This window comes from Streptomyces avicenniae (genome assembly GCF_000719135.1).
Classification (GTDB): domain Bacteria; phylum Actinomycetota; class Actinomycetes; order Streptomycetales; family Streptomycetaceae; genus Streptomyces; species Streptomyces avicenniae.
On sequence record NZ_JOEK01000006.1, the window covers coordinates 22,958 to 48,490 of the forward strand.

At 72.9% G+C, this 25,533-nt stretch carries 23 protein-coding genes; 9 read left to right on the top strand and 14 right to left on the bottom strand.

Annotation, left to right across the window (positions count from 1 at the left end; translation table 11 throughout):
• Positions 1–2: 2 nt before the first annotated feature.
• Both IF27_RS11490 and IF27_RS11495 read left to right on the top strand, forming a co-directional pair.
• The gene (locus IF27_RS11490) at positions 3–671 is read left to right on the top strand and encodes a hypothetical protein (RefSeq protein WP_052849389.1); all 669 of its coding nucleotides are present in this window, start codon (positions 3–5) and stop codon (positions 669–671) included.
• Positions 668–1,954, top strand: a complete 1,287-nt coding sequence (locus tag IF27_RS11495) for a nucleotidyl transferase AbiEii/AbiGii toxin family protein (RefSeq protein ID WP_110945777.1) — start codon at positions 668–670, stop codon at positions 1,952–1,954. Before IF27_RS11490 ends, IF27_RS11495 begins: the two co-directional genes overlap by 4 nt.
• Before the next feature lie 12 nt (positions 1,955–1,966).
• Here the strand turns inward: IF27_RS11495 and IF27_RS11500 are convergent, their stop codons facing one another.
• The 3 genes from IF27_RS11500 to IF27_RS11510 form a co-directional block, all read right to left on the bottom strand.
• Complete coding sequence (locus IF27_RS11500) at positions 1,967–3,016, bottom strand: C40 family peptidase (RefSeq protein WP_110945811.1); 1,050 nt, start codon at positions 3,014–3,016, stop codon at positions 1,967–1,969.
• 269 nt (positions 3,017–3,285) lie between these two features.
• Positions 3,286–4,335 (bottom strand): C40 family peptidase, encoded by a 1,050-nt coding sequence (locus IF27_RS11505; RefSeq protein WP_052849391.1) that lies wholly within the window; start codon positions 4,333–4,335, stop codon positions 3,286–3,288.
• A 350-nt stretch (positions 4,336–4,685) separates the two neighbouring features.
• Complete coding sequence (locus tag IF27_RS11510; protein WP_052849392.1) at positions 4,686–6,011, bottom strand: NYN domain-containing protein; 1,326 nt, start codon at positions 6,009–6,011, stop codon at positions 4,686–4,688.
• 274 nt (positions 6,012–6,285) lie between these two features.
• On the opposite strand from IF27_RS11510, the gene IF27_RS11515 reads away from it, so the two are divergent.
• The gene (locus IF27_RS11515; protein WP_052849393.1) at positions 6,286–6,567 is read left to right on the top strand and encodes an Lrp/AsnC family transcriptional regulator; all 282 of its coding nucleotides are present in this window, start codon (positions 6,286–6,288) and stop codon (positions 6,565–6,567) included.
• A gap of 29 nt (positions 6,568–6,596) precedes the next feature.
• On the opposite strand, the gene trpD is transcribed toward IF27_RS11515, so the two are convergent.
• The 5 genes from trpD to ctaE all read right to left on the bottom strand — a co-directional run bounded on the left by trpD (position 6,597) and on the right by ctaE (position 12,055).
• On the bottom strand, positions 6,597–7,661 hold the full coding sequence (trpD, locus tag IF27_RS11520) for an anthranilate phosphoribosyltransferase (RefSeq protein WP_052849394.1): 1,065 nt from the start codon (positions 7,659–7,661) through the stop codon (positions 6,597–6,599).
• A 163-nt stretch (positions 7,662–7,824) separates the two neighbouring features.
• Positions 7,825–9,480: a cytochrome bc1 complex cytochrome b subunit gene (gene qcrB, locus IF27_RS11525; RefSeq protein WP_052849395.1), complete on the bottom strand. Its 1,656-nt coding sequence runs from the start codon at positions 9,478–9,480 to the stop codon at positions 7,825–7,827.
• Positions 9,477–10,544 (bottom strand): cytochrome bc1 complex Rieske iron-sulfur subunit, encoded by a 1,068-nt coding sequence (qcrA, locus tag IF27_RS11530; RefSeq protein ID WP_052849396.1) that lies wholly within the window; start codon positions 10,542–10,544, stop codon positions 9,477–9,479. The genes qcrB and qcrA overlap by 4 nt, the downstream gene beginning before the upstream one ends.
• Entirely contained in the window at positions 10,541–11,350 is an 810-nt protein-coding gene (qcrC, locus tag IF27_RS11535) for a cytochrome bc1 complex diheme cytochrome c subunit (RefSeq protein ID WP_052849397.1), read from the bottom strand. The genes qcrA and qcrC overlap by 4 nt, the downstream gene beginning before the upstream one ends.
• Before the next feature lie 84 nt (positions 11,351–11,434).
• The gene (ctaE, locus tag IF27_RS11540) at positions 11,435–12,055 is read right to left on the bottom strand and encodes an aa3-type cytochrome oxidase subunit III (protein ID WP_052849398.1); all 621 of its coding nucleotides are present in this window, start codon (positions 12,053–12,055) and stop codon (positions 11,435–11,437) included.
• 100 nt (positions 12,056–12,155) lie between these two features.
• Between ctaE and IF27_RS11545 the strand changes: the two genes are divergently transcribed.
• Positions 12,156–12,557: a response regulator transcription factor gene (locus IF27_RS11545; RefSeq protein ID WP_052849399.1), complete on the top strand. Its 402-nt coding sequence runs from the start codon at positions 12,156–12,158 to the stop codon at positions 12,555–12,557.
• A gap of 95 nt (positions 12,558–12,652) precedes the next feature.
• Here the strand turns inward: IF27_RS11545 and IF27_RS11550 are convergent, their stop codons facing one another.
• The 4 genes from IF27_RS11550 to ctaC form a co-directional block, all read right to left on the bottom strand.
• Positions 12,653–13,993: a L,D-transpeptidase gene (locus tag IF27_RS11550; protein WP_110945812.1), complete on the bottom strand. Its 1,341-nt coding sequence runs from the start codon at positions 13,991–13,993 to the stop codon at positions 12,653–12,655.
• A gap of 164 nt (positions 13,994–14,157) precedes the next feature.
• A complete protein-coding gene (locus tag IF27_RS11555) occupies positions 14,158–14,556 on the bottom strand; it encodes a cytochrome c oxidase subunit 4 (RefSeq protein ID WP_052849400.1) in 399 nt (132 codons plus the stop codon).
• Positions 14,553–16,280, bottom strand: a complete 1,728-nt coding sequence (gene ctaD, locus IF27_RS11560) for an aa3-type cytochrome oxidase subunit I (protein WP_052849401.1) — start codon at positions 16,278–16,280, stop codon at positions 14,553–14,555. Before ctaD ends, IF27_RS11555 begins: the two co-directional genes overlap by 4 nt.
• A complete protein-coding gene (ctaC, locus tag IF27_RS11565; protein ID WP_052849402.1) occupies positions 16,277–17,245 on the bottom strand; it encodes an aa3-type cytochrome oxidase subunit II in 969 nt (322 codons plus the stop codon). Before ctaC ends, ctaD begins: the two co-directional genes overlap by 4 nt.
• Positions 17,246–17,444: 199 nt before the next feature.
• Between ctaC and IF27_RS11570 the strand changes: the two genes are divergently transcribed.
• The gene (locus tag IF27_RS11570) at positions 17,445–18,863 is read left to right on the top strand and encodes a cysteine desulfurase/sulfurtransferase TusA family protein (RefSeq protein WP_052849403.1); all 1,419 of its coding nucleotides are present in this window, start codon (positions 17,445–17,447) and stop codon (positions 18,861–18,863) included.
• A 35-nt stretch (positions 18,864–18,898) separates the two neighbouring features.
• Here IF27_RS11570 and IF27_RS11575 read toward each other — a convergent pair whose 3' ends face one another.
• Positions 18,899–19,873, bottom strand: a complete 975-nt coding sequence (locus tag IF27_RS11575; protein ID WP_052849404.1) for a carbohydrate kinase family protein — start codon at positions 19,871–19,873, stop codon at positions 18,899–18,901.
• 130 nt (positions 19,874–20,003) lie between these two features.
• Between IF27_RS11575 and IF27_RS11580 the strand changes: the two genes are divergently transcribed.
• Complete coding sequence (locus IF27_RS11580) at positions 20,004–21,554, top strand: hypothetical protein (protein ID WP_190232908.1); 1,551 nt, start codon at positions 20,004–20,006, stop codon at positions 21,552–21,554.
• A 122-nt stretch (positions 21,555–21,676) separates the two neighbouring features.
• On the opposite strand, the gene IF27_RS11585 is transcribed toward IF27_RS11580, so the two are convergent.
• Entirely contained in the window at positions 21,677–22,030 is a 354-nt protein-coding gene (locus IF27_RS11585; protein ID WP_052849406.1) for a HesB/IscA family protein, read from the bottom strand.
• A 300-nt stretch (positions 22,031–22,330) separates the two neighbouring features.
• On the opposite strand from IF27_RS11585, the gene nadA reads away from it, so the two are divergent.
• The 3 genes from nadA to IF27_RS11600 all read left to right on the top strand — a co-directional run bounded on the left by nadA (position 22,331) and on the right by IF27_RS11600 (position 25,515).
• Positions 22,331–23,521, top strand: a complete 1,191-nt coding sequence (gene nadA, locus IF27_RS11590) for a quinolinate synthase NadA (protein ID WP_052849407.1) — start codon at positions 22,331–22,333, stop codon at positions 23,519–23,521.
• A gap of 56 nt (positions 23,522–23,577) precedes the next feature.
• Positions 23,578–24,432, top strand: coding sequence for a GNAT family N-acetyltransferase (locus IF27_RS11595; RefSeq protein ID WP_052849408.1), 855 nt, complete (start codon positions 23,578–23,580; stop codon positions 24,430–24,432).
• A gap of 96 nt (positions 24,433–24,528) precedes the next feature.
• The gene (locus IF27_RS11600) at positions 24,529–25,515 is read left to right on the top strand and encodes an alpha/beta fold hydrolase (RefSeq protein WP_052849409.1); all 987 of its coding nucleotides are present in this window, start codon (positions 24,529–24,531) and stop codon (positions 25,513–25,515) included.
• Positions 25,516–25,533: the final 18 nt, after the last annotated feature.

The window sequence follows — 25,533 nt, forward strand, 5'->3', positions numbered from 1 at the left end:
CCATGCGCGAACAGTCGTACGAAGAGGCGGCCTTGGGGATCCCCCTCGTACGGGGCGCGTGGGAGGCCCATCTGACCGTGGACTGCCCGGAGCCGGAGACGGCGGAGCTGGCGGCCTGGGCCGCCGGGCGTGGCCTCGGGTTCGTCCACATCGTGCTGGCCAGGGGCCGCGTCCGGTCCCAGCCCATGATCACCCTCACGGGGACGGGCCCGGCCGACGCCCCGGCCCGTACGGCGGGCCCGCTGGCCGCCGAACTGGCCGCGGCCGGGCGGCCCGTGACGCGGGTCAAGGTCGAGACACCGCCCTGGGCCGAGGGCGTCCCGCAGGACGACGCGGTGCCGGGCGCCCGGCACCCGGCCCGCTACTTCGAGCACCACGTGAAGCTGCTGCTGCCGGGGCGCCGCGACAGCGCCGCGCTGGAACGCCTGGCCACCCCGCACGGCGCGCACCTCTCCCGGAACGCGCGCCGCACCCGCGCCGACGGCCGCGAGGAGCGGTTCGTCACCCAGCGCTGCGCGGGCGTGGGCCGCGCCACGGCGGAACGGCGCCTGGCCGCCCTGCTCGACGCCCTGACGCCCTACCGGATCGCCGAGGTGGAGCGGGAGTACGTCGTGCACGACAGCAACCTCGCCCTGGACGACGGCTGGATCACCGAGGAGACCACCCCATGACGACCCCGCCGCCCGAAGGGCGCGCCTCCTGGCGCCACCTGTTCGTCTCCGAGGTGCCGCACGAGCCCCTGGACGAGGAGTCCAGGCGCCGGTACGCACTGCCGCGCACGATGCTGCCGTCCCCCGAGGGGCTGCGGCAGCTCCCCGTCTTCGACCCGGCCCTCAAGCAGTTCGCCAACGCCTACCGCTCGGGCGACCCCGCGTTCGCCGACGACGCCGCCCGCCTGGCCTGGCACCGCGCCCGCCGCACCGCCCTCGACCTGGTGCTCGCCGGGCTCGCGGACGGCCCCTGGGCGGAGCACCTGGTGCTGCGCGGCAGCGTGCTGATGGCCACCTGGTTCGGCGGGGCGGCGCGCGACCCGGGCGACCTCGACCTCGTCGTCACGCCGGCCGCGTGGACCATGGACGGGCCGGAGACGGCCGGGCTGTTCGACGACGTGGCGCGGGACGCCGAGGCGGCCTCCCTCGCGCACGGCGGCGTGAGGATCGACGCGTCCGGGCGCGTCACCGAGGACATCTGGACGTACGAGCGCGTGCCGGGCCGCCGGATGCTGCTGCCGTGGAGCGCCCCGGGGACGGCGGGCGGCACGGTGCAGCTCGACGTCGTGTTCGAGGAGCGGCTGCCCGCCCCGCCGGAGTACGTCACGCTGCGCCCGCTCGGGGACGGCCCGGGCGCCACCGTGCTCGGCGTCTCGCCCGCCCTGTCGCTCGCCTGGAAGCTGCTGTGGCTGGTGACCGACAGGTACCCGCAGGGCAAGGACCTGTACGACGCGGTCCTGCTGGCCGAGCACACGCCCCCGGTCTACGGGCCGGTGCGCGACGCGTTCCTCGCGGCGGGCGGCGAGGGGCTGCGTCCGCCGGGACAGGGGTGGACGCGGCTCGACCACGGCGAGGGCTGGCGTCACTTCGCGGCCGACCACCCGGAACACGACGGCAGGTCGGCCGACTTCGCCGCCCGGCTCGGCCGCGCGCTCGGCCCGCTCCTCGCCGAGGCCGAGCGGCCGGGCGACACCACGCACGACCGGTGGGCGCGCTGGCTGGAGCCGCTGGTGCACGCGACATGCGCGGAGGCGGCGGCCGACCGGGCGGGCGCCCTCGGACGGCTCGCCGCGGACGGCGCCGAGGGCCTGCTCGCGGCGGTCACCGTCCTGCGCGCGATCGAGGGCCCAGGGAACCTGTCCCCGGACGAGGCCACCCGGGCGCTGCTCGACTCCGACGAGCGGTGGGAGCACTGGCGGAAGTACCCGCGGGTGTGCGCGACGGTGCTGGCGCGGCTCGCCTGACGCCGGGGCCCGTCACGGCCTGACCACGCCGCTGACGTCCATCATGCCGACCGGGTCGTACCGCACCGAGGCGCCGGGGTAGGGCGCGTGCACGACCTGCCCGCCGCCCACGTACAGGGCGACATGGCTGGCGTCCGCGCGGTAGACGACGATGTCGCCCGGCTGCGCGGCGCTCAGCGGCACGCGGCTGCCCGCGCCCGCCTGGGCCTGCGACGTCCGGGGCAGCGAGACGCCCGCGCGCGCCCAGGCCCACTGGACGAGCCCCGAGCAGTCGAAGGCCGACGGGCCCGCCTGCCCCCAGCCGTACGGCAGGCCGACGGCGCTGACGGCCGCGGCGACGGCCGTACCGGCGCGGCCCGACGCGGCGGGCGCCTGCGGGGGCTCCTGCGCGGCGGCGGCGGGCGCCGGGGCGTCACGCTCCTCGCGGGCGCTCCTGGAGGCGCGTTCGGCGCGCTCGGCCCGTTCCGCCGCGCGCGCGGCGCGTTCCTCGTCGGTCAGCCGCTCGTACTCGGCGCGCGCCTCGGCCAGGCGGCGCTGGACGGCCTGCTTGCGCCGCTCCAGTTCGTCCTTCTCCGCGGTCAGTTCGGCGAGCCGGTCGCCCGCCTCGGCGCGCTGGCCGTCCAGCGTGCGCTGGGCGGCCAGCAGGTCGCGCAGCTCGCCGGTGCGCCGGTCGCTGGCCCGCCGGAAGGCGCCGACGCGCTCCAGGTAGGAGTCCGGGTCGTCGGAGAGCATCAGCGTCAGCGTCGGGTCGATGCCGCCGACCCGGTAGTGGGCCGCCGCTGCGGCGCCGAGGACGCGCCGCAGGTCGTTGACCGCCTGCTGCCCACGGGCGACGCGGTCACGGACGCGCTCCAGCTCGGTTTCCAGGTCCGCGACCCGTTCCACCGTGCCGTTGTACGCGTCCACGGCGCGCTCGGCCTCGGCGAACAGCCGGTCAACCGAGCGGGCCGCCGAGGCGCTGTCGGCGGGTGGGCGGGCCGGGTCGGCGAGGACGGGTCCTGCGGTGATGGCCGCCGCCGCGGTCGCGGCTGCGGACAGCGCGGTGAGCCGCGCGGCAAGCATCGTACGGGCGTGCGGATGACGTCGGTGGGTGACCACTGCGGGCCGCGCTCCCTTCGGTGGGGACCAAAGCGGAGCAGAATGTAGCCCTGGGAAGACGCGAGCCGGTGCTCGCGCGACACGGGGCGCGTCCGGTCTCGGACGACGCTCCCGCAGGTCACGTGGGGGGCGCCTGGGGCGCGGCTCCACGCCCCCACCACCCGAGCGGCCGAGCCGGACCAGGTTTCGGTCCGGCTCGGAAGGGTGCGGGCGGGTCCGCGCGGCGGCGCGGGTCAGGCGACGCGCACGCCGAACTGGAACGGCATGACGTTCAGGCCGATGTACTCGACGCTGGAGCCGGGGCGGGGCGAGTGGACGACCTGCCCGTTGCCCGCGTACAGGCCGACGTGGTGGAGGTCGCCGTAGAAGAACACCAGGTCGCCGGGGGCGAGTTCGCTCGCGCTGAGGCGGGCGCCCATGCCCGCCTGGGACTGCGAGGTGCGCGGCAGCGCGACACCGGCCTGGCCGTAGGCCCAGCTGGTGAGGCCCGAGCAGTCGAACGAGTTCGGGCCGGTGGCGCCCCAGACGTACGGCGAGCCGAGCTTGCTGATGGCGTTGTTGAGGGCCTGGACCGCGTAGCCCGAGCCCTCGACCGGGGTGATGTCGCCACGGGGCTCGGCGCGCGAGGCGCGCTCGGACTCCGCGCGGTCGGCGGCCTCCTGGGCGGCGATCTCGGCCTGCTGCTCGGCCGTCAGCTCGTTGAGCAGGGCCTGCGCCTCGCTCAGCTTGCCCTGGATCGTCTCCTTCTGGTCGGCCAGGTCGGAGCGCAGGGTCTCCAGTTCGGCCAGCGCGTCGGCGGCCTCGGCACGCTGCTGGTCCAGGGTGCGCTGCTGGTCCTCGATGAGCTGGAGCGTCTCGGCCTGGCGCCCGCTGACCTGGTCGAGCGTGGACGCCCGGCTGAGGTACGCGTCCGGGTCCGAGGAGAGGAACAGCTGCACGGACGGGTCGAGCCCGCCGTTGCGGTACTGGGCGGCGGCGAGCGAACCGAGGCTGCTGCGCAGCTCGTTCAGCTCGTCCTGCCCCCGGGCCGCGGCGTCCTGGAGGTCCTCGACGGCCGCCTCCAGCTCCTCCTCACGCTCCTTGGCCCCGTTGTACTCCTCGGTGATCGCCTCGGCGTCCTGGTAGAGACCGTCCACCTCGGACTGGACCTCGTCGATGCTGGGCTGCGGCGCGGCCTGGGCGGAGGTCGCGGTGATGCCGACGGTGGCGGCAGCGGTGGCGGCGGCGCCGAAGAAGGTCACGCGGGCACGGCTCGGCTGCTTGGGACGACGGTGGGACGCCACTGGGGCGAGCTCCTTCTTCCTCAGCCGCCTGCCGGGTTGGGGGGACCGACGTACCCCGGCCCGCGGCGGGCCGCGGATTCGGCGGTTCCTTCGCGGACGCCCTGGATGAGCGATCTACCGCGCGAAGGTTCGACGACCGACCCTAGCGACAGGGGTTTACCGGGTTCAAATCCTCGCACCGACTTTTTACCCGGCGAGTACCCGCTGCGTCCAATTCCCCACGCTGTGTGGGTGATCGAGATCCGGAAACCATCCCTGACCGGCGCGAAGCGTTCGAACGGCACCGAATCGGGCGAAGAGCGCGGACACCGGCGCGAAGCGCGCGGACGGCGCATCACGCCCGCGGGCGGTCAGGTCCTGGCAAGTCGTTTCAGCAGCAGCACGGAAGGCACCGGCCGCGCGCCCGACCTGGCCACCCCGTCCGCGACCTCGCGGTCGGTGGAGACGACCACCACGGGCCGCCCTGGCGGCTCCGCCCGCACCAGCCGCCTGATCAGCTCGTCCGCCGTCTCCCCCGGCTTGCTGAACAGCACCCGCACACCGCGCGGCGGCGTCAGCAGCACAGGCGCGGCCAGCTCGGCCCCGTCGAAGACACAGGTCATCTCCGCGCCCGTCTGCGCGGCCAGCACCGCGAGCCCGCCCATCAGCCGCAGCCGCTGCTTCTCCAACGGCATCGACGGATAGCCGGACTTGGTGACGTTGTACCCGTCCACGACCAGGTGCGCCTGCGGGAGCGCGAGCAGCTGGTCGAGCAGCGCCGGGTCGTCACCGGCCAGCGCGCGGTGCGCGATCGTCTGGGGGTCGGGGTCGCCCGGCTCGACCGCCTCGACCGTCTGGGCGGGCTTCAGGCGCGTGGGCGGCAGGGCCAGTTCGCGCCGCAGCCCCTGCGTCGCGTCCAGGACGGTGTCCAGCAGCAGCCGCAGCCGCATGTCCTCGATGCCGCGCCCCTCGCGGACCGACTTGCGGCTCGCCTCAAGCGCCGCCTCCGCCTCCGCGAGCCGGGCGCGCAGCCGCCGCGCCTCGCCGTCCGAGGCCGCACGCGCCGCCGCGGCGTCGGCCCGCGCCTCGTCCAGCTCCGCCCGCAGCTTCCGCAGCGCCGCCTCCCCGCGCCGCACGTCGCTGAGCGCGCTGCGCAGCTTGCGGTGGACGGCGTCCGTCTCCTTGCGCGCGGCCTCCAGCTCGACGCGCAGCCGCTCCCCGTCCGTGCGGGCGGCGGAACGTGCCTGCGCCAGCTCGTCGCGCAGCCTGGCCAGTTCGCGTTCCCGCTCCTGCCCGACGCGTTCCTCCTGGGCGCGCTGCGCCTCCTCGCCCGCGGCGGCGACCAGCTTGGCCCAGCCCGCGGGCCGCAGGACGAACGCCACGGCGGCCACCTCGACGGGGTCGGCGGCGGGCGGTGGCGAGCCGTGCTCCACGGCGTCGGCCAGCTCGGGGGCCGTCTCCCGCAGCCGCGCGCCGACGCGGACGCGGAAGCCCGCGTCGTTCTCCAGCGCGGCGGCCATGGCGTTGCCGCCGAACCTGACGCGGCGGGACGGGGTGAACCGCGCGTACTGTCGCAGGGTGACGGGCAGATCGGCCAGGGTCAGGCTGCCGAACGCCTCCCCCGCCAGGGCGATCACACGGTGCCGGACACGCTCGGGCAGCGGGCGGTCCAGGGTCTCGGCCGGCTCGGCGGGCATGTCCTCCGCCTCCGGCCGCTGCGTCCCCTCCCCACTCCGTGCCCCCTCAGTCGGTTCCGTCACCGCGCACACCGTCCGTCAGCCTGTCACTCGTCCCCGTTCACCCTACGGCCTGGTAGCGGTCACGTCTGCCGCGGCGGGCTATGGTGAAGCCTGCGTCACCGCGCCCGGCGCGCCGTCCGGCCACCCGGTGGGCGGCCCGGGGACGCGGCGCCGTCACAGCGGACCGCCGCCACGCGCGCAGAGCAGGACCACCGCCGGAAGGGACCCATCCGTGATCACCTCGATCGTGCTGATCAAGACCAGTGTGGACCGCGTTCCCGAGGTCGCCGAGCGGATCGCGTCGCTTGAGGGGGTCAGCGAGGTCTACTCCGTGACCGGGCCGCACGACCTCGTCGCCATGGTGCGCGTGCGCGGCCACGAGGAGTTGGCCGAGATCATCCCCGGGCGCATCAGCAAGATCCCCGGCGTCGTCGCCACCGAGACGCACATCGCGTTCCGCACCTACTCGCAGCACGACCTGGAGGCGGCCTTCGCCATCGGCCTGGACGCGTAACCGCGCCCGAGGCCGACGGCGGGCCAGGCTCAGCGCCTGCTGGCGGCGACCCAGCGCTCCAGCGTGGCACGCGCCGCGCCGCTGTCGATCGACTCGGCCGCCCGCGCGATGCCCTCGGCGAGCTGCTCCTCAAGCGGCACGTCCCGCGGGTCCAGCGCGGTCAGGGCGGCGGCGGCGTTCAGCAGCACGGCGTCCCTGACCGGCCCGGCCTCGCCGTCCAGCACCCGGCGGGCCACCTCGGCGTTGTACGCCGCGTCGGCGCCGCGCAGCGCCTCGACGGGCACCAGGTCGATCCCCACGCTGCGCGGGTCGAACGCCTGCTCGCGCACCTTCCCGTCCCTGACGACCCAGACGGTGGACGTGGCCGTCACCGTCAGCTCGTCCAGGCCGTCGTCGCCCCGGAAGACCAGCGCGGAGCTGCCGCGCTCGGCGAGCACACCGGCGATGATCGGCGCCATCCGCGCGTCCGCGACGCCGGTGGCCTGCGCCGTGACCCGTGCCGGATTGGTCAGCGGGCCGAGGAAGTTGAACGGCGTCGCGATCCCCAACTCGCCGCGCGCCACCGCGACATGACGCAGCGCCGGATGGAACTTGACGGCGAAACAGAAGCTGATGCCCGCCTCAAGCGCCACCTCGGCGACCCGGGCGGGCGACAGGTCCAGGTTGACGCCCAGCTCCCCCAGCACGTCGGAGGCGCCGCTCGCGCTGGACGCGGCGCGGTTGCCGTGCTTCACGACGCGGGCGCCCGTGCCCGCCACGACGATCGACGCCATGGTCGAGATGTTGACGGTACGGGCGCGGTCGCCGCCGGTGCCGACGATGTCCACGGTCGGGCCCGGCACCTCGATGAGGTTGGCGTGCGCGTACATGGCACGGACGAGACCGGCGATCTCCTCCACCGTCTCGCCCTTGGCCCGCAGCGCGACGGCGAACCCGGCGATCTGCACGTCCGTCGCCTCGCCCGCCATGATCCGGTCCATCGCCCACGCGGTGTCCGCGGTGGTCAGGTCCACTCCGGCGACGAGGGTGCTCAGCACGTCGGGCCAGGTGCGCGCCGCCGCGTGGTCGCCTCCTGCGGGGGTCACAGCGCTCATGGGAATCACTCCTGGCGTGGATCGGCTGACGGGATGTCGGGGGGTGAGGCGTCGGTACGTGCCGCGGTGCGGCGGCCCGGGGGCCACGCCGAGCCTAGCCGAGCGCCGCGGCCCCCACCCGGAGAGGTGGGGGCCGCGGCGGCTGACGGGGCGGAGCGGACGGTCAGTGGTGCTCGTGACCGCTCGTGATCTCCTTGTACTCCTCGCGCGACGGCTTGGGGATCTGGCCGTGCTCCCCGTAGTAGCCGCGGCTGACGCGGGCCCGCGCCCGCTCCAGCGGGCCGACCTTGCGCCGGACGCCGTTCTCGTCGGTCTCGGGACCGATCTCGTACGGCGTGAGCTGGTCGTGCGCGGTGAGGGTGTGGAGCGTCTCCTGCGGGAGCGGCTCGTGCACCTCGATGAACTCGCCGTGCGGCAGCCGCTTGATGACCCCGGTCTCCCGCCCGTGCAGCACCTTCTCGCGGTCCCGGCGCTGGAGGCCGAGACAGATACGGCGCGTGATGATGAACGCGATCGGCGGCAGGACGAAGAAGCCGATCCGGCAGAACCAGGTGATCGCGTTGATCGACAGGTTGAAGTTGATGGCCCACACGTCGTTGCCACCGGCCAGCATGGTGACGCCGAAGGCGGTGAGCCACGCCATGCCGAAGGCGGTGCGGGTCGGCGCGTTGCGCGGCCGGTCCGCGATGTGGTGCTCGCGCGGATCGCGGTTGCCCCAGCTCTCGAAGAAGGGGTAGGCGCCGATCACGACCAGCAGGCCGGGGAAGACGGCCAGCGGCACCAGCAGGCCGAAGTTCAGCGTGTAGCCGCCGGGGATGACCCATTCGAGACCCGGCATCATGCGCACCAGGCCCTCGGAGAAGCCGAGGTACCAGTCCGGCTGGGCGTCCGTGGACACCTGGTCGGGCCGGTAGGGGCCCATGACCCAGATCGGGTTGATCGTCACGGTCGCCGCGATGGCCGCGATGACGCCGAAGACCAGGAAGAAGAAGCCTCCGGCCTTGGCGATGTACACCGGGAGCAGCGGCATGCCGACGACGTTCGTGTTGGTCCGTCCTGGACCGGCGAACTGCGTGTGCTTGTGGTAGAAGACCAGGATCAGGTGCGCCACCACGAGGCCGAGCATGATGCCGGGCAACAGCAGGACGTGCGCGACGAAGAACCTCGGGATGATGTCGTGCCCGGGGAACTCGCCGCCGAAGATGAACATCTGGAGGTAGGTGCCGACGATCGGCACCGCCAGGATGGCGCCCTCCATGAAGCGGATGCCGATGCCCGACAGCCCGTCGTCGGGGAGCGAGTAGCCGGTCAGACCGGTGAAGATCGCCAGGACCAGCAGCAGGAAGCCGAAGAGCCAGTTGATCTCACGCGGCTTGCGGAACGCGCCGGTGAAGAACACGCGGAACATGTGGCAGAACAGGCCGACCACGAAGATCAGCGCGGCCCAGTGGTGGATCTGCCGGACCAGCAGACCGCCGCGGACGTCGAAGTTGATGTCCAGGGCGGAGGCGTACGCCTCCGTCATCATGATGCCCTGCATCGGCTTGAACGAGCCGTGGTACTCGACCTCGGCCATGCTCGGCACGAAGAAGAGCGTCAGGTACACGCCGGTCAGGATGATGATGATGAAGCTGTAGAGGCAGATCTCGCCCAGGAGGAACGACCAGTGGTCGGGGAAGATCTTCCGCATGTTGGCCTTGGCGAGGCCGTAGATGCCCAGCCTGCCGTCGGCCCAGTCCGCGACGCGTTCACCCGCGGGTGCCTTGCTCCCCCGTCGCGGCGCTTCCGCGGGCTTCGGGGCGTCCGTTGCCGTACTCATCCGCGCTCCCAGAAGCTCGGGCCGGGGGGCTCGTCGAAGTCGCCGCGCGCTTCGAGGAATCCGTCGTCGTTCACAGTGATACGCAGCTGCGGCAGCGCGTGGCCCGCCGGTCCGAAGAGCACCCGGGCGCCGTCCGACAGGTCGAACGTGGACTGGTGACAGGGGCACAGCGCGTGGTGCGTCTGCTGCTCGTACAGCGTCGCCGGGCAGCCGATGTGGGTGCAGATCTTCGAGTAGCACAGGATGCCCTCGTGACCCCACTCGGCCGACTTCGCGTCCTTGATGTCGTCGGGCTGGAGACGGACCAGCATGACCGCGGCCTTGGCGATCTCGACGTGGAAGTCCTCGTCGTGCGGGCTCATCCCCTCGGGCATGGCCTGGGTGAGCGAGCCGACGGTGATGTCCTCGGGGCGCAGCGGCTGCATGGTGGACTCGTTGATGATCAGCGAGCCCGCCTTCCACTTGGTGTGGCGCAGCTTGTCGTGCGGCAGCGGGCCGAGGTCGCGCAGCAGGACGACGCCCGCGAGCGGGACGACGGCGACCGCGCCGAGCATCGTGTTGCGCACCAGCTTGCGGCGGCCGATCTGCGACTCGGCGGCGCCCTTGCGGAACTCCGCGAAGACGTGCGCGCGGACCTCGGGCGTCGCCTCGATCGGGTGGCGCTCGTCCGGGGTCTCGACGTCGCTCATCAGGGTGCGTGCCCAGTGCACGGCGCCCGCGCCGATGCAGAAGAGGGCGAGCCCCAGCGTCAGGCCGAGCGAGAAGTTCAGGCCGCTGACATGGCCGAACGGCCAGATGTAGACGATCCGGTCGATCGGGATGGCGACGTAGGAGGCGATGAAGCCGATCGTCGCGAGGATCGAGACGGTGAACAGGAGGGCCACGGTGCGCTCGGAGCGCTTGGCCGCCCGTTCGTCGATGTCCTGCCTGCGGTGCTCGTGCGGCGGCAGACCCGGGTCGGCGAACGGGTCGTCCGCCGGGGTCAGCGCACCGTCGGACCGGTGCTCGGGGAGGTGCTCGCCCGCGGCGCCGTGCTGGGGTTCGGGTTCGTCGTGGCTAGTCATGACTTCCTGGCCTTCGTGCTCCGGGCGCCGATCCAGACGGCGACGGCGATGAGGGCGCCGATGCCGATCGTCCAGGCGAACAGACCCTCGCCGACCGGGCCGTAGCCACCGAGCGCGAAGCCGCCTGGCTGCGCGGAGTCCGAGGTGTTGACCTCGTCGAGCCAGGCGATGATGTCGCGCTTGTCCTGCTCGGTGAGCGTGGTGTCCGGGAAGGAGGGCATGTTCTGCGGGCCGGTGAGCATGGCCTCGTAGATGTGGCGGGGTTCCACGTTGTAGAGGTTGGGTGCTTCCTTGCCGTGCGTCAGGGCACCGCCCTCGCCGGTGAAGTTGTGGCACTGGGAGCAGTTCGAGCGGAACAGCTCCCCACCGCGTGCCACGTCGCCCTGCGCCGGGTCGTACACGTCGGGGTCGGGGACGGCGGGGCCGGGGCCCAGGGAGGCGATGAACGCGGCGAGCTGGTCGATCTCGGCCTGCGTGTAGACCGCGGGCTTGGCCGGGGCCTGCGGACCGGGCTGCTGGAGCGGCATGCGCCCGGTCGCGACCTGGAAGTCCACGGACGCGGCGCCGACGCCCACCAGCGACGGCCCGTCGCTGCCGCCCTGACCGTTGCTGCCGTGGCAGCTGGAGCAGCCGACGTCGTACAGCTGCCTGCCCTCCTCGATGGCGAGGGACTGGGCCGAGTTGTCGGCCTGCGCCTCACCGGCGGGGGCGAACGCGGCGTACAGCCCCCCTGTGGCCGCCAGCGCGAGGAGGAGGACGACGAGCGCCGCCAGCGGATGGCGCCGTCGTGCGGAGAGCTTTTTCACGGATTACCCCGGTATCAGGATCTTCTGCGTCGGTGCTGATGGGTCGGGCATGCGGACGTGCGGTGAGGCAGCGGCGACCGACGCCTACTTGATCAGGTAGATGGTGGCGAAGAGGCCGATCCACACGACGTCCACGAAGTGCCAGTAGTAGGACACGACGATCGCCGTGGTGGCCTGTTCGTGCGTGAACCGCCGGGCCGCGTAGGTCCTGCCGAGGACGAGGAGGAACGCGATCAGGCCGCCGAGGACGTGCAGGCCGTGGAACCCGGTGGTGAGGTAGAACGCCGAGCCGTACGGGTCGGAGGAGATCGAGATGCCCTCGTGCTTCACCAGCTCGGTGTACTCCGTCACCTGCCCGCCGATGAAGATCGCCCCCATGGCGAAGGTGACCACGAACCAGCCGCGGAGCTTCTTGACGTCGCCACGCTCCGCGGCGAAGACGCCGAGCTGGCAGGTCAGGGAGGAGAGCACGAGGATCGTGGTGTTCCCCAGCGAGAAGGGCACGTTCAGCGTGTCGGCCTTCTCGCTCCAGAAGTCAGGACCCATCACCGAGCGCAGGGTGAAGTACATCGCGAAGAGGGCCGCGAAGAACATCAGCTCGGAACTCAGCCAGATGACCGTTCCGACGCTGGTGACGTTCGGTCGGTTGACCGAGGGGGTCGCGTGCCCTGTTTCTACTGCTGTTGCTGTCGCCACGCCCGTCATTATGTCGGTCGCCGTTCCGGCACTTGTCTCGGGGGTGGGGTTCGGTGTGTCCACGGAGTAGCATCCGCGGAACGGAACACTCGCGACCCGCGGAGGAACGATGGGACGCACCGCAACGGTGCTGGTCTACAGCGACGACTCGAACACCCGCGAGCAGGTGCGCCTCGCGGCGGGCCGCCGTCCGGCCGCGGACCTTCCCGAGATCACGTACGTGGAGTGCGCGACGCTCCCCGCGGTGCTCTCCGAGCTGGAGAAGGGCGGCATCGACGTCTGCGTCCTGGACGGCGAGGCGACCCCGGCGGGCGGGATGGGCGTGTGCCGCCAGATCAAGGACGAGATCTTCGCGTGCCCGCCGGTGCTGGTCCTGATCGGCCGCCCGCAGGATGCCTGGCTCGCCACCTGGAGCCGCGCCGAGGCGGCCGTGGCTCACCCGATCGACCCCGTGGATCTCGCCGCGGGGCTGACGGCACTGCTCCGTACGGCCCTGCCCGCCTCCGTCTGACGGGTCCCGCGCACGGCGCTCAGCGGCGCCCGGGGGCGCCGCTGAGGGGGCCGGGGCCCGCGGGCCCCGGTGTCGGTGTCCGGCCGACGGACGGGTCAGACGGCCGGGGTGAGACGGGCCTCGGCCGGTTCCCCGTTGCCGCCGTCCGCGTCCCCACGCCCGGTCCCGGCCTTCTTCTTCGTGGTCTTCCCCGCCTCGCCGGTGCCGCCCGTCTCCCCGGCCGGTGCGTCGGCGGCGGTGTTCTGGAGCGCGCTCCCGGCCAGCCACTCGTCCCAGCTCAGGTTCCAGTCGCCGAAGCCGTTGCCGAACGGCGCCATGTCCTCGCCGAAGCCGTTGACGTGCTCGACGATGTCACCCGGCTTGACGAGTTCGTAGAACCACTGGGCGTTGTCCGTGCTCAGGCCCGTGCAGCCGTGGCTGACGTTGGCCGAGCCCTGCGACCCCACCGACCACGGCGCGCCGTGCACGTACTCGCCGCTCCACGTCAGCCGCGCGGCCCAGTACACGGGCAGGTCGTAGGAGTCCGCCGAGCCCGCCGGGATGCCGATGCTGGTGCCGGTCATCCGGACGTACTGCTCCCGGCCGAGGATGACCTTCTTGCCGTTGCGGGTCGCGAAGCCCTCCTTGCCCGTCGTGATGGGGAGGGTCTTCACCTCCTCGCCGTTGACGGAGACCGTCATGTGGTGGGAGCCGATGTCGGCGACGGCCTCGACGCGGTCACCGGTCGTCAGCTTGAGCTTCTTGCTCTCGCCGCCGCGCAGGTTCTTGCCGACGGCCAGGCCGTCGAGCTGCGAGGTGACCGTGATGGTGGCGTTCGCGGGCCAGTACTCCTGCGGCCTGTAGTGCAGCTCCTTGTCGTCCACCCAGTGCCAGGCGCCCTCGACGGCGGGCTCCGAGGTGACGTTCAGGGCCGCCTCGACCACGGCGCGGCCCGCCTGGTCGCCGACGCCCTTGCTGAGCGTCGCGGTGAGCGGCTGGCCGACGCCGTAGGTGCCCGCGTCGGGGCCGAAGGTGACGTCGAGGCGCTGGGCGTCGGACTCACGGGTACGGAACGTGTGGACGCCGCGGCCCGGTGAGCCGCCGCCGTTCTCCGTACTCACCTTGACGGTGTACTCCGCGCCCGCGGCGAGCGGCGTCGTGCTGCGCCAGCCGCGGCCGTCGGCGGTGAGTTCGCCGGTGAGGGTGCGGCCGTCGCCGTCGGTGGCGACCACGTCGGTGATCCGCGAGCCCGACCCCTTGGCGGTGATGCTGAGGGGCGTGTCGGGATCGACGTCGGCACCGTCGCGCTTGCCTGCGGTACCGAAGGAGAGCTGTCCGGCGGCGTCGTACGCCTCCCCGGCCAGGGGCTTCGCGCCGCCACCACAGGCGGTGAGCCCGGCCATCAGGGGGGCCAGTACGAGAGCGCAGCCGAGCTGTATCCGCGTTTTCTGACTCATGACCACAACGTAAGGACACTCACCCGAGGCGGCACGCTGAGTGACTGCATACGGGTGGGAGGGTGCGCCGGACGGTGGAGGGAACGCGAAAGGTGGCCCGCGCGGAACCCGCGCGGGCCACCCTTCCTGATCAGTACCGGTCTGCCCGGGACGTCACGCGGACGTCACTGGTTCTGGTTCTCGCCCCGGTAGTACTCGTAGACCCACAGCCACAGGCCCACCAGGAGCAGCGGGGCCGTGAAGTAGAGCAGCCACCAGCCGAAGACCGGGGACATGAAGGCGAACAGACCGCCGCCCGCCAGGGCCAGCGGCGCCCAGCTGTGCGGGCTGAAGAAGCCGACCTCACCGGCGTCGTCGGCGACGTCGGCGTCCTTGTTGTCCTGGGCCCCGGCGTCCACCCGGCGGGCGGTGAAGACCAGGTAGAAGCCGATCATGGCGCTCAGCGCGAAGGCCAGGAAGAGGCCGGTGGTACCGACCGGCTCCTGGGACCACACGCCGTAGACGATCGCCACGGCCAGCATGAAGACCGCGAGCCAGCTGAAGAGGTGTCCCTGGATTCTCACTGGCCGGCCTCCTTGCCGGTGAGGGCCTCCAACTCGTGGCGGGCGTCGTTCTCCAGCGAGTCGAGCGCGGCGACCTCGGGGTGGTGCAGGTCGAACGCGGGCGACTCGGACCGGATCTTGGGCAGGGTGAGGAAGTTGTGCCGCGGCGGGGGCGACGAGGTGGCCCACTCCAGGGAGCGGCCGTAGCCCCACGGGTCGTCGGCGTTGACCGGCTCGCCGTACTTCCACGTCTTCCAGACGTTGTAGAAGAACGGCAGCATCGACAGGCCGAGCAGGAAGGAGCTGATGGTCGAGATGGTGTTCAGCGCCGTGAAGCCGTCGGCCGCCAGGTAGTCGGCGTACCGGCGGGGCATGCCCTCCGCGCCGAGCCAGTGCTGGACGAGGAACGTGCCGTGGAAGCCGATGAACAGCGTCCAGAACGTGATCTTGCCGAGCCGTTCGTCCAGCATCTTGCCGGTCCACTTGGGCCACCAGAAATGGAATCCGGCGAACATCGCGAAGACCACCGTGCCGAAGACCACGTAATGGAAGTGGGCGACGACGAAATAGCTGTCGGAGACGGCGAAGTCGAGCGGCGGGGACGCCAGGATGACACCGGTCAGACCACCGAAGAGGAAGGTGATCAGGAATCCGATGGACCAGAGCATCGGTGTCTCGAAACTCAGTGATCCCTTCCACATGGTGCCGATCCAGTTGAAGAACTTCACACCGGTCGGTACCGCGATGAGGAAGGTCATGAAGGAGAAGAACGGCAGCAGGACCGCGCCCGTGACGTACATGTGGTGCGCCCACACCGTCACCGAGAGACCGGCGATGGTGATCGTCGCGGCGACCAGGCCGATGTAGCCGAAGATGGGCTTGCGGCTGAACACCGGGATGACTTCGGAGATGATGCCGAAGAACGGCAGGGCGATGATGTACACCTCTGGATGGCCGAAGAACCAGAAGAGGTGTTGCCACAGGATCGCGCCGCCGTTGGCCGCGTCGAAGATATGGGCCCCGAAGGTCCTGTCGGCCTCCAGGGCGAAGAGCGCGGCGGCCAGCACCGGGAAGGCGAGCAGGACGAGGACACCGGTCAGCAGGACGTTCCAGGTGAAGATGGGCATCCGGAACATCGTCATGCCGGGTGCGCGCATGCAGATGATGGTCGTGATGAAGTTGACCGAGCCCAGGATCGTGCCGAAGCCGGAGAACGCGAGACCCATGATCCACATGTCGGACCCGAGTCCTGGTGATCGGATCGCGTCCGACAGGGGTGAGTAGGCGAACCAGCCGAACCCGGCCGCGCCCTGCGGCGTCAGGAAGCCGCCGACGGCGAGCAGGCTGCCGAAGAGGTACAGCCAGTACGCGAACATGTTCAGCCGGGGGAACGCCACGTCGGGCGCGCCGATCTGAAGGGGCATGATCCAGTTCGCGAAGCCCGAGAACAGGGGCGTCGCGAACATCAGCAGCATCACCGTGCCGTGCATGGTGAAGAGCTGGTTGAACTGCTCCTTCGAGACCATCTGCATGCCCGGCCGGGCCAGCTCGGCGCGCATGACGAGCGCCATGATGCCGCCGAGGATGAAGAAGGCGAACGAGGTGATCAGGTACAGCGACCCGATCGTCTTGTGGTCGGTGGTCGTCAGCCACTTGATCACGGTGGAGCCGGGCCGCTTGGGCCGCGCGGCCGGTGGCGGCGGCGCCACGGTGTCGGCCGCCTGCCGTTCTTCGAGGATACTCACGCTCGCCCCTCGTTGGTCTCGGCGTTGCGGGCCGCATCGGTCTGCTCGATACCGGCCGGCACGTAGCCGGTCTGCCCCTCGTCCGCCAGGTCCTGGAGGTAGTCGTCGTACTCCTCGCGGGAGACGACCCTGACGTTGAAGAGCATGCTGGAATGGTCCACGCCGCACAGCTCCGCGCACTTGCCCCGGAAGGTGCCCTCACGGGTGGGGGTGACCTCGAAGCTGTTGGTGTGGCCGGGGATGGCGTCCATCTTCATGAGGAACGGCAGCACCCAGAAGGAGTGGTTGACGTCCCGTGAGGTGATGATGAACTGGGTCGGCTCGTCCACCGGGAGCACCAGGGTCGGGCCCGGGTCGCCGGTGTTCGGGTCGTGGTCGGCGGGGGTGCCCACCTCGTACACGCCGTCCGCGTTGTCGGGGAAGCGCTCCTGGAACCGGTCCGGGATGGACTCCAGCTCGGGCGCGTCCTCGGCGAACACGTCGGTGGCGCCGACCGGCTGGATGTAGTTGAACGCCCAGCTCCACTGGAAGCCGACGACGTTCACGACGTTCGGCGGCCGGTCTGAGGTCTCCAGCAGTTCCGTCTGGTCGCGCGCGGTGAAGTAGAACAGCACCGAGACGATGATGAGCGGAACGAGCGTGTACAGCGCCTCGATCGGGAGGTTGTACCGGTTCTGCGGCGGTACCTCGACCTTGGTCCGCGAACGGCGGTGGAAGAACACGCTCCACAGGATCAGGCCCCAGACCAGCACGCCTGTGACGAGAGCGGCGGCCCACGAACCCTGCCAGAGGGACAGGATGCGCGGCGCCTCCTCCGTCACGGGAGTGGGCATGCCGAGGCGGGGGAAGTCCTCGGATGTGCAACCTGTGGCGGTTGCCAGGACCAGGCCCGCAAGGAGCGCCTGCGGCAGAATCCTCCGCCGCATCGGGCGCCGCGACGAGCGGTCGGAGCCGTTGGGACTCACGTAGCGCCTTCCCGGAGTCTCGCCCATGGTCCGGGATGCCTTCGCACGGAGCGGGGGCCGGCCCTGACACGGGCAGGGGTTTGGATGTTTATGCGGACCAAACCCTACTGGACGCTTCCGGGCGCCACGCGAGGAGGGTGCGCCTAACGCGCCGGACGCGGCCGGGGGCATCGGCCGGTGAGGTATTAGCGTTCCGGGCGTGCCCTACTTCGACGCGGCCTCGTCGCTGCCGCTCCACCCGATCGCCAGGGAAGCCCTCCTCGCCGCGCTGGACGACGGCTGGGCCGATCCCGGCCGCCTGCACCGCGAGGGCCGCCGCGCGCGGCTCCTGCTGGACGCCGCCAGGGAGACGGCCGCGGCTCAGATCGGCTGCCGCCCCGACGAGCTGGTGTTCACGGCGTCGGGGACGCGGGCGCTGCACACCGGGATCGAGGGCGCGCTCGCGGGCCGGGCCCGGGTGAGCCGCCGTCTGCTGGTCTCGGCGGTCGAGCACTCGGCGGTGCTGCACGCGGCGGACGCCCACGCGGACGCGGGCGGCACCGTACGGACGGTCGGGGTGGACAGGGGCGGGCGCGTGGACCCGGCCGAGGTCGCGGCGGCGATCGACGAGGGTCCCGGCGCGGCGCTGGTCTGCGTGCAGTCGGCGAGTCACGAGGTGGGGACGCGGCAGCCGGTGGAGGAGACGGCGCAGGAGTGCCGGGCGCGCGGCGTGCCGTTGCTGGTGGACGCGGCGCAGTCGCTGGGCTGGGAGGAACCGGCCGGGGCGTGGTCGCTGCTGGCGGCGAGCGCCCACAAGTGGGGCGGTCCCGGCGGCGTGGGGTTGCTCGTGGTGCGCAAGGGGGCGCGTTTCGCGCCGCGCGCGCCGGTGGACGAGCGGGAGTCGGGGCGTGCGGCGGGCTTCGAGAACATCCCGGCGATCGTCGCGGCGGCGGCCTCGCTGCGCGCGGTGCGGGCGGAGGCGGCGGCCGAGGGGGCGCGGCTCGCGGCGCTCGTGGACCGGATCAGGACGGAGGTACCGCGCCTCGTGCCGGACGTCGCGGTCGTGGGCGACCCGGTGCGGCGGCTGCCGCACATCGTCACCTTCTCCTGCCTGTACGCGGACGGCGAGGCGCTGCTGCACGCGCTGGACCGGGCGGGCTACTCCGTGTCGTCCGGGTCGTCGTGCACCTCAAGCACACTGACGCCGAGCCATGTGCTGGTCGCGATGGGCGTGCTGTCGGAGGGGAACGTCCGGGTGTCGCTGCCGCCGGGGACGACGGAGGAGGAGGTGGGGCGCTTCCTGGCCGCGCTGCCCGGCGCGGTGGCCGGGGTGCGGGCCGAGCTGGCGCCGCCGCCGGTCGCGGAGGCGGGGCCCGCGGACGAGGGGACCGACGGGCCCGACGGACCGGCGACGCTGACGCTGGACGCGCTGGGCAAGCTGTGCCCGCTGCCGGTGATCGACCTGGCCCGCGAGATCGGCCGCGTGCCGGTGGGCGGGGTCGTCACCGTCCTGGCCGACGACCCGGCGGCCCGGCTCGACATCCCCGCCTGGTGCGGCATGCGGGGGCAGACGTTCCTGGACGAGCGGCCGAACCCCGCGGGGCCAGGCACCGCGTACCGGGTGCGGCGCGAGAGCTGAACCGCGCCGCGCGGGCCGCCCGTCCGGGGCGCGGCTCAGCCCAGGTGCGCCCGGACCTCGGCGGCGGCCTCGTCGCCGTACGCCTTGGTGAAGCGCTCCATGAACGCGTCACGGCCGAGGGTGTACTCCTGCGTGCCGACGGTCTCGATGACGAGGGCGGCGACCATGCAGCCGACCTGCGCGGCGCGCTCCAGCGGGACGCCCCAGACGAGGCCGGCGAGGAAGCCGGCGCGGAAGCCGTCGCCGACGCCGGTGGGGTCGGCCTTGGCGCGCTCCTCGGCGCAGCCGACCTCGATCGGGGGCTCGCCCGCACGCTCGATGCGGACGCCGCGCGCGCCGAGGGTGGTGACGCGGACGCCGACGCGGGCGAGGATGTCGTCCTCGCCCCAGCCGGTCTTGCTCTCGATGAGCGCCTTCTCGTACTCGTTGTGGAAGAGGTAGGCGGCGCCCTCGGTGAGGGTCCTGATCTCCTCGCCCTCCATGCGGGCGAGCTGCTGGGAGAAGTCGGCGGCGAACGGGATGCCGCGCGTGCGGCACTCCTCGGTGTGCCGCAGCATCGCCTCGGGGTCGTCGGCGCCGATGTGCACGAGGTCGAGCGTCCCGACGCGGTCGGCGACGGTCTGGAGCTCGATGAGGCGGGCCTCGCTCATGGCGCCGGTGTAGAAGGAGCCGATCTGGTTGTGGTCGGCGTCGGTGGTGCAGACGAAGCGGGCGGTGTGCAGGAGTTCGGCGATGCGCACCGAGCCGGTGTCCACGCCGTGCCGGTCGAGCCAGGCGCGGTACTCCTCGAAGTCCTGCCCGGCCGCGCCGACCAGGACGGGGGCGGCGCCGAGCTGCCCCATGCCGTACGCGATGTTGGCGCCGACGCCGCCGCGCCGCACGTCGAGGGAGTCCACCAGGAAGGAGAGGGAGACGGTGTGCAGCTGGTCTCCGACGAGCTGATCGACGAACCGGCCGGGGAACGTCATCAGATGGTCGTGGGCGATCGAACCCGAAACAGCGATACGCACGGTGGTGTGGCTCCCCTGGGAGGCGGCTGCGGAAAGGCCCCAGGCTACCCGGAGGGAACCGATCGGCACGCGGCCCCGTCCAACCGGCGTAACGCAGACGGCACTTCCGAGAGCGCGAGGAGCGATGGTCGTGGCTGAGGACGAGACCCCCGGGACGAAGGACGAGGAGGAGCCGGCGGCGGGACCCGCGGGACGCCGCCGGTGGTCCGTGGCGATCGCCGCGGCGGTCGCCGGAGCGGTGATCGCGGGCGGGGTCTGGGGCGCCGCGGCGCTGCGCGGTGACGACGAGGGTGACGGCGCGTCGGGCGCCGCGGCGGACGGCAGCAGCGCCTCCGAGGTGCTCGCGCTGGACGCGGCGGGCGGGACGACGGAGGCGGGCGCCGCCGAGCCCGCGGGCGGGATCGCTCCGGCGGGCGTCGAGCTGACGGCCGAGGGCACGCTGCCCGACGGGCCCGACCTGGCGAGCGTGCAGCGCTTCGACGGCGGCGTGGACGAGGGGACGGCCGCCGGGCTGGCCGCCGCGCTGGGCGTCGAGGGCGAGGTGCGCGAGAACGCGGGCGCCTGGACGGCGAGCGGCCCCGACGCGGACGGCGGCGTCCTCACCGTGCAGCAGGCGGCGCCAGGCGGCTGGAGCTACGGCACCTCGGTCGTCGCGGCCGACCCGGACACCCCGGTCGAGCAGGACGCGGCGGCGCAGGTCCCGGCGGGGGACGTGCCGGGTGAGGACGAGGCGCTGGACGCGGCGGGCCCGCTGCTGGCCGAGCTGGGGCTCGCCGGGGGCGACGACGCGGTGGTGGACGCGTCGGCGACGGCCGGGGGCGTGCGGCTCGTGCGGGTGGTGCCGCTGGTGGACGGCCTGCCGGTGAGCGGCATGGAGACGACGGTGCACGTCGCGACGGGCGGCGCGGTCGTCGCGGCGTACGGCTCGCTGGCCGAGCCGGTGGCGGCCGAGGAGCGGGCGGCGATCGGCGCCCAGGAGGCGCTTGAGGAGTGGAACGCGGCGCTGACGGCGGGCGGCCCGGCGGATCTGCCGTCGATCGAGCCCTGCTTCCCGGTCGAGACGCTGCCGGTGCCCGAGGGCGGGACGCAGGCGGAGCCCGACGGCGGCGCGGCGGACGCGCCCGACATCCTGCCGTGCGCGGTCGATCCCGCCCCGGCCGCGGCGGAACCGCTCGCGGTGACGGCGGAGTTCGGCCTCGCGCTGCGCTACTCGGCGGACGAGCCGGTGCTCGTGCCGTCCTGGCTGTTCCGCCCGGCGGACGCGGCGCCCGGTGACCCCTATCCGGTGCAGCAGCCCGCGGTGGCGTACGCGTACGTGCCGTCCGACGGCTCGGGCGGCGGTTCGGGTGACGACGGCGGTTCCGACACACCGCCCCAGCAGGCACCGGCCGAGCCGGGGGACGGCACGCAGCTGCCCGACACCGGCATGTCGGTGGCTCCCTACGAGGAGGACGACCGCGCCCTGACGCTGACCTTCTGGGGCAGCCCGTGCGACGAGTACACGGGCGCGGCGGACGAGTCGGCTGACGCGGTGTTCGTGTCGCCGGTGGCGGAGGAGCGCCCCGAGGAGACGGCGTGCATCATGCTCGCCGAGGAGCGGACGGTCGAGGTGGCGCTGGACGCGCCGGTCGGCGGGCGTCCGGTGCTGGCCGAGGACGGCTCGGAGCTGCCGGTGCGGTGATCCATGTGGGGTGATCCCGCCCGGTGGCCCGGGCACGACAGAGGCGGCGGTCCCTGGGGGATCGCCGCCTCCGCGTCGCCTCGCGGCCGGATCGGGGGCCGGGGCGTGCCCGGCCCTTCCGGTCAGCTGAAGGAGTCGCCACAGGCGCAGGAGCCGGTGGCGTTCGGGTTGTCGATGGTGAAGCCCTGCTTCTCGATGGTGTCCACGAAGTCGATGGACGCGCCGCCGAGGTAGGGGGCGCTCATGCGGTCGGTGACGACCTTGACGCCGTCGTAGTCCTTCACGACGTCGCCGTCGAGGGAGCGCTCGTCGAAGAACAGCTGGTAGCGCAGACCGGAGCATCCCCCGGGCTGGACCGCGACACGGAGCGCGAGGTCGTCGCGCCCCTCCTGGTCAAGGAGGCTCCTGACCTTGTCCACGGCCGTGTCGGAAAGAATGATGCCGTCGCTCACGGCGGCCTTTTCCGTAACGGACATCTGCGTCTCTCCCGGGTACTCGTTCGGAATGCACTGGCAGCGGGCTGCAACAGCGGCCCTGCGGGTTTTATTCCGGCCGCCCGCCACGTCTTTCCGGTGCTCAGGCGCCGGAGTCCCCGGACGCCGCTTCTCCTGCCATGCTCGCACACCGGGCGGGGCGCGGGCAGGGCGTGCCGGAGCCGGAGTGACGTAATCCGCATCGTCACACTGACGCGAAGAGGGTTATCATCCATTGTGTCAGTACGACGAAAAGGGCGGCTGACACTCCGGATCACCGCTAACGAAAGAAGGGTGGATGCCGTGACCACCGCCCAGAGCCTGGACGTCAAGCCCTCTCCCCTCGCGCTGCTGCTGCTCGGCCGCGGGACCGACCCGGCCAGCGAGCGCGGCGTGGACTGTCCCGGGGACCTGCCCGCGGCCTCCGACCCCGACCTCGTGGAGCGCGCCCGTGCCGCGAAGGCGCGCCTGGGGGAACGGGTGTTCGTGCTCGGCCACCACTACCAGCGCGACGAGGTCATCCAGTTCGCCGACGTGACCGGCGACTCCTTCAAGCTGGCGCGCGACGCCGCGGCCCGTCCGCAGGCCGAGTTCATCGTCTTCTGCGGCGTGCACTTCATGGCCGAGTCCGCCGACATCCTCACCTCCGACGCGCAGCAGGTGATCCTCCCCGACCTCGCCGCGGGCTGCTCGATGGCCGACATGGCGAACGCCGAGCAGGTCGCCGAGGCGTGGGACGTCCTGACCGAGGCGGGCGTCGCCGACGTGACGGTCCCGGTCACCTACATGAACTCCTCCGCCGACATCAAGGCGTTCACCGGCCGCCACGGCGGCACGGTCTGCACCTCGTCCAACGCGAAGCGCGCCCTGGAGTGGGCCTTCGGGCAGCGCCCCGAGGGGGCGGGCAAGGTCCTCTTCCTGCCCGACCAGCACCTCGGCCGCAACACGGCCGTCCGCGACCTCGGCCTCTCGCTCGACGACTGCGTCGTCTGGAACCCGCACAAGCCGCACGGCGGCCTCACCGCCGACGCGCTGCGGCGCGCCCGGATGATCCTGTGGCGCGGGCACTGCTCGGTGCACGGCCGCTTCTCGCTCGAATCGGTGAACGAGGTGCGCGAGCGCGTCCCCGGCGTCACGGTGATGGTGCACCCCGAGTGCCGGAACGAGGTCGTCGCCGCCGCCGACCTGGTGGGCTCGACCGAGCACATCATCGCCGCCCTGGAGGCCGCCCCCGCGGGCAGCCGCTGGGCCATCGGGACGGAACTGAACCTCGTCCGGCGCCTGGCGAACCGTTTCGCCCCGGACGGCAAGGAGGTCGTCTTCCTCGACCGCACCGTCTGCTTCTGCTCCACCATGAACCGCATCGACCTCCCCCACCTCGTGTGGGCCCTGGAATCCCTGGCGGACGGCAAGGTCGTCGGCCGCATCCAGGTGGACGCGGAGACCGAGCACTTCGCCAAGCTCGCCCTGGAACGGATGCTCGCCCTGCCGTGACACGCGGGCCGCCGGGCGGTGTGGCGAAGACGCCGCCCGGCGGGGAGGATCGGCGCATGCTGCTGCGCCGTGTCCGGGACACCCGCGAGGACGCCGATGCCGTACGCGCGGTGGCGGCGGCGGCCGGGGAGGACGCCGCCGTCTGGTCGGCCGCCCGCGCCGCCTGGCACCAGCGCGTCACCCGGCACTTCGCGGGCACCGACCCCGAGGGCTGCTGGCTCGCCGAGGACACCTCGGGCCGCCCGGTCGGCGCCGCGCTCGCCGGGCGCCGCGACACGCTCTGGGGCCTCACCCTCCTCGCCGTCGTCCCCGAGGCCAGGGACAAGGGCGTCGGCACGGAGCTGCTGCGCCGCGCGCTCGCGTACGCCAGGGGCACCCTGCGCGGCATGATCTGCGCCGGGACGCACCCCGTCGCCGTCCGCGTCTACCGGCGCGCCGGGTTCGCGCTGCACCCGCTGATGCGGCTGACCGGCCCCGTGGACGCGTCACGCCTCACCGTCCCCGACGGCCCGGCGATCGAGGGCGGCACCGTCCACCGCGACCTCATGGACTCCGTGGACCGGCGGCTGCGCGGCAGCGCGCACGGCCCCGACCACGAGGAGCTGCTGCGGCACTGCCGGGTCGTCGTCGCCGACGACCTCGCCGGGAGCGGCTACTGCTACCTGGACGACGCGGGCGGCGTCGAGCTGCTGGCCGCGACGTCGCAGCGCATCGCCGTGCGCCTGCTGTCCTCCGCGCTCCTCAGCCTCCCGCCGGGCGCCACGGCCACCATCCCCCGGCTCACGGCCGAGCAGGAGTGGGCGGTGGACGTCGGGCTGGCGGCGGGCCTCTCGCTGGACGCGGGCGGCTTCCTGTGCCTGCGCGGCATGCGCCCGCCACGCCCGTACATCCCCTCGGCCGCCTTCCTCTGAGCCGCCGACTTGCCGGAACGGCACGATTGCTCGCGCCGCGCCGCAGGGGCGTCGCATGATCGCCGTGACGACGTCAGGCACGTACGAGGAGGACCGATGACCCACCACACGCCGCTCCCGGGGACGACCCACCGCCTGGTCCCGTCCCCGGCGGGACGCGTCCACCTGGTCGAGCAGGGCAGCGGCCCGCTGGTCCTGCTGCTCCACGGCTTCCCCGAGAGCTGGTACTCGTGGCGCCACCAGCTCCCGGCGCTGGCCGCCGCCGGGTACCGCGCCGCCGCCGTGGACGTGCGGGGCTACGGGCGCTCGTCACGCCCCGGCGACATCGCCGCCTACCGGATGCTCGACCTGGTGGAGGACACCGCCGCCGTCGTGCACGGCCTGGGCGAGCGGACCGCCGTGGTCGTCGGCCACGACTGGGGCTCGTCCATCGCCGCGCACTGCGCCCTGCTGCGGCCCGAGACGTTCCGCGCCGTCGGGATGCTGAGCGTGCCGTACACGCCGCCCGGCGGGCCGCGCCCGAGCGAGACGTTCGCCGCGATGGGCGGGGGCGACGAGTTCTACGTCCGCTATTACCAGGAGCCGGGCCGTGCCGAGGCCGAGATCGAGCCGGACGTGCGCGGCTGGCTCGCCGGGGTCTACGCGGCGCTCTCCGCCGACACGGCGCCGGGCGCCGACGCCCCCGACCCGCACTTCGTCTCCCCCGGCGGGACGCTGCGCGAGCGCTTCCCCACCGGCGGGCTGCCCGGCTGGCTGGGCGAGGACGACCTCGCCTTCTACGCCGGGGAGTTCGAGCGGACCGGGCTGAGCGGCGCGCTGGCCCGCTACCGGAACATGGACCGCGACTGGGAGGACCTGGCGCCCTGGGCTGGCGCGCCGATCGCCCAGCCGTCCCTGTTCGTGGGCGGCACCGAGGACGCGTCCACCACCTGGCTCGCCGACGCCATCACGGCCTTCCCGACGACGCTGCCCGGGCTCGTCTCCTCACACCTGCTCGACGGCTGCGGCCACTGGGTCCAGCAGGAGCGGCCGGACGAGGTCAACCGGCTGCTGACCGACTGGCTCGCCGCCCTGCCCGGCTGACGCGCGCGGCGGCCCGGG

What these genes read in the sequence shown, in the direction of transcription:
- IF27_RS11490 (WP_052849389.1), top strand. Translation starts at nt 3, where the DNA reads ATGCGCGAACAGTCGTACGAAGAGGCGGCCTTGGGGATCCCCCTCGTA.
- IF27_RS11500 (WP_110945811.1), bottom strand. Translation starts at nt 3,016, where the DNA reads ATGCTTGCCGCGCGGCTCACCGCGCTGTCCGCAGCCGCGACCGCGGCG.
- trpD (WP_052849394.1), bottom strand. Translation starts at nt 7,661, where the DNA reads ATGAGCGCTGTGACCCCCGCAGGAGGCGACCACGCGGCGGCGCGCACC.
- IF27_RS11595 (WP_052849408.1), top strand. Translation starts at nt 23,578, where the DNA reads ATGCTGCTGCGCCGTGTCCGGGACACCCGCGAGGACGCCGATGCCGTA.
- IF27_RS11585 (WP_052849406.1), bottom strand. Translation starts at nt 22,030, where the DNA reads ATGTCCGTTACGGAAAAGGCCGCCGTGAGCGACGGCATCATTCTTTCC.
- IF27_RS11495 (WP_110945777.1), top strand. Translation starts at nt 668, where the DNA reads ATGACGACCCCGCCGCCCGAAGGGCGCGCCTCCTGGCGCCACCTGTTC.
- IF27_RS11600 (WP_052849409.1), top strand. Translation starts at nt 24,529, where the DNA reads ATGACCCACCACACGCCGCTCCCGGGGACGACCCACCGCCTGGTCCCG.
- qcrB (WP_052849395.1), bottom strand. Translation starts at nt 9,480, where the DNA reads ATGAGTACGGCAACGGACGCCCCGAAGCCCGCGGAAGCGCCGCGACGG.
- ctaE (WP_052849398.1), bottom strand. Translation starts at nt 12,055, where the DNA reads ATGACGGGCGTGGCGACAGCAACAGCAGTAGAAACAGGGCACGCGACC.
- IF27_RS11550 (WP_110945812.1), bottom strand. Translation starts at nt 13,993, where the DNA reads ATGAGTCAGAAAACGCGGATACAGCTCGGCTGCGCTCTCGTACTGGCC.
- IF27_RS11510 (WP_052849392.1), bottom strand. Translation starts at nt 6,011, where the DNA reads ATGCCCGCCGAGCCGGCCGAGACCCTGGACCGCCCGCTGCCCGAGCGT.
- IF27_RS11545 (WP_052849399.1), top strand. Translation starts at nt 12,156, where the DNA reads ATGGGACGCACCGCAACGGTGCTGGTCTACAGCGACGACTCGAACACC.
- qcrA (WP_052849396.1), bottom strand. Translation starts at nt 10,544, where the DNA reads ATGACTAGCCACGACGAACCCGAACCCCAGCACGGCGCCGCGGGCGAG.